The sequence below is a fragment of the Aminobacter sp. P4_H6_2 genome (assembly GCF_056400805.1).
This window is the reverse complement of record NZ_JBFUKO010000757.1, coordinates 1-2,355: the sequence shown is the minus strand read 5'-3', so window position 1 is coordinate 2,355 and position 2,355 is coordinate 1. Positions and strand designations below refer to the sequence as shown.

The window sequence follows — 2,355 nt, the reverse complement described above, 5'->3', positions numbered from 1 at the left end:
TCATAGTGGGGTGCGTAGCTTCGTACCTTAAATCCGCGATCCTGTGCCTTTTGTGCTACCCGCAGGGCGGCTCCATATTCCGAATCGTGGAGTTTGTCCTTGGAATCTATCCCGGCCTCTTTGAGATACCTGAAAACAGGCAAGAAGCAGTTGTTCCGCTCGAAAGATGGGTRGGCAACTCGCAAAAGCGTTTTCGGATCGAATGCTGATTGGTCTTTCACAAAATCACGAAATACGTCGGCTACTGTCACGCCCTTGTATCCGTGGTCCGCCATCAATTGCTGGCCTTCGCTTTCGGCTTCTGCCTCCGCGTCCTTAAACCGTTGAGCAACTCCAACACCCACTACGAACTCAACGTCTTCCGTAGAATCGATGGCGTCGAAATCTAGCACGGCAAGCTTGGTCTCAGGGTCGGATGATTTGACCAAGTCGTACATTTGCTCCTTGCAGTACCTCAGAATCCTTGCCGGTATCTTGCGCTTACATGTCTCAATGGCATTGTATACCTCGCAAAAATCGTCCGTCGAAAGCACAGTGGCATTTAGGCTATTGCCGCCATTGCTGAATATCGTGCTTTGAATAGATGAGCCTTTGCCGCTAGCTCGTTTTACAAATATCAAGTTTCTACTGAATTTATCGAGGTTGTCGGGCCCAAGGCATGTGGCGATGGAGAACAGTATTTTCTGAATGTGCGGATCACTAACCGAGTATCCAATAAAGAAGACGGGGTGCTCGATAAAAAGGGTGATCAGTTTTGCCGCCAAATACGGGTTCTTGGCTTGGAAATCAGCATAATCTTCTGCCGTCAGTACGAGACTGCTTGGGCRGGAAGCGCAGCCGTGGATCTTGTATATTTCTGCGATGGCCTGTGGGTTAGAGAAAAGGAGTTCTTCCTGTCCGACATAGACCCGATACTCTGGAAACAATTCTTCTATAAGAAGGTCCCAGTTTGTGGTGATAATCCCATCCACGTTCAGATGGCGTAGTGTTGAAAGCTCTTTTTGAACCTGATCGTCGGCAATCCCATGCAGTGGTATTTGTCTCAGATATGAGGATATTTCAATTTTAAGGGCAGAAGAAACGACTTTCGTTTCATTCTTAAAGGTTTCCCGATTTTCGGAGTATTCATCGTTAGCCCACCAAAGATCGTGAAAATCCTTGGCAACCAACGAAGCCGCCATAGGAATGTCACCATTTGCACTGGCAAGATAGTAGTTAAAATCCTTTATCTTGGCGCAGAATCTAGCGAGCAGCCCGTCCCATTGCTCCAGCCCTAAGTAGCGTCGGGAAAAGCCTGAACCTACAAATAGGAATGGAGCTCCTCCATGGGATTTTAGAAGATCACTAACGTACTCTGTGATTTTAGACATCTTCCGCGCGGGTCCTGCATTCTGGGTCGAGCGATAAGCGAATAATTGAAGTCCTAAGTCAACTGAGTGATGAGAGCATTACCTGGCAACAGTGATCCAGCTCCTGGCATGCAAATGACGCCGCCCAATGTGTGGCACGGCTCCGCCCACCCTGATGAATGCAGGCGCGTCAATAGCCAAATCTGGCGATAGCCACGCCGACCTGACGGCGACAGTCTTTCTCCAAAGAGGAGATGACCCGTGGGCCTTGCAATTTGTGACATCGCTGCGGACATGCGCGCCAGCGATCTCCGAGGCGATACAACTTCACAGGACCCGCCAACTTTCGGTGACGAGCCCCTAGGGCGGTTAAGGCCTTTTTTTCACAGGGGCAAGTTGACTGAAGAGCCCGACTTTCGATCCATGATGATCACCTCGCGCACATCTTTCCCCTCTCCGCCACGGATCGTGTAGGTGAGGGGGACATCGACGATTTGAAAAGCCGAGAAGATCTGGCGCACCTCCGGGCGGTCGTTCAGTGAGAGCACGAAACGACCATCGATCTCGGCCAGATGTTTTGCCATGGCGGGAAAGTCCGAGCGCGCGAACACACGCTGACCATAGTCGGTTTCGTTCCCATAGTAAGGCGGATCGAGATAGAACAATGTACCTGTCCGATCGTACTTGGTGATGAATTCCCGCCAGTCCAGGTTCTCAATGATAACCCCGGAGAGCCTCTCGTGAACGTCCTCCAGCACGGATCCGAGACGGCTCACGTTGAACCGCGCTCCACCAGTCGTATCAACTCCGAAGCTGCGGCCTGCGACCTTGCCGCCGAAGGCGAGCCGCTGCAGGTACAGAAAGCGGGCGGCTCGCTCGAGGTCGGTCAGGGTTGAAGGATCGCACGCCAGGAGCCGCTCGAATTCGCGACGCGACGTAATCTGATATTTCAGCGTCTCCATGAATTGCGGATAGTGGCGTTGCAGAATCCGAAACAGCGTAGTGA

2 protein-coding genes are annotated in these 2,355 nt (G+C 51.6%); both read right to left on the bottom strand.

Annotated features, from left to right (window positions below; genetic code table 11):
* Positions 1 to 1,370 (bottom strand): SIR2 family protein (locus AC1DUU_RS29720; RefSeq protein WP_476786906.1); only part of this gene is annotated, 1,370 nt, incomplete at its 3' end.
* Between the two features lie 362 nt (positions 1,371 to 1,732).
* Positions 1,733 to 2,355 (bottom strand): DNA adenine methylase (locus AC1DUU_RS29715; protein WP_476786905.1); only part of this gene is annotated, 623 nt, incomplete at its 5' end.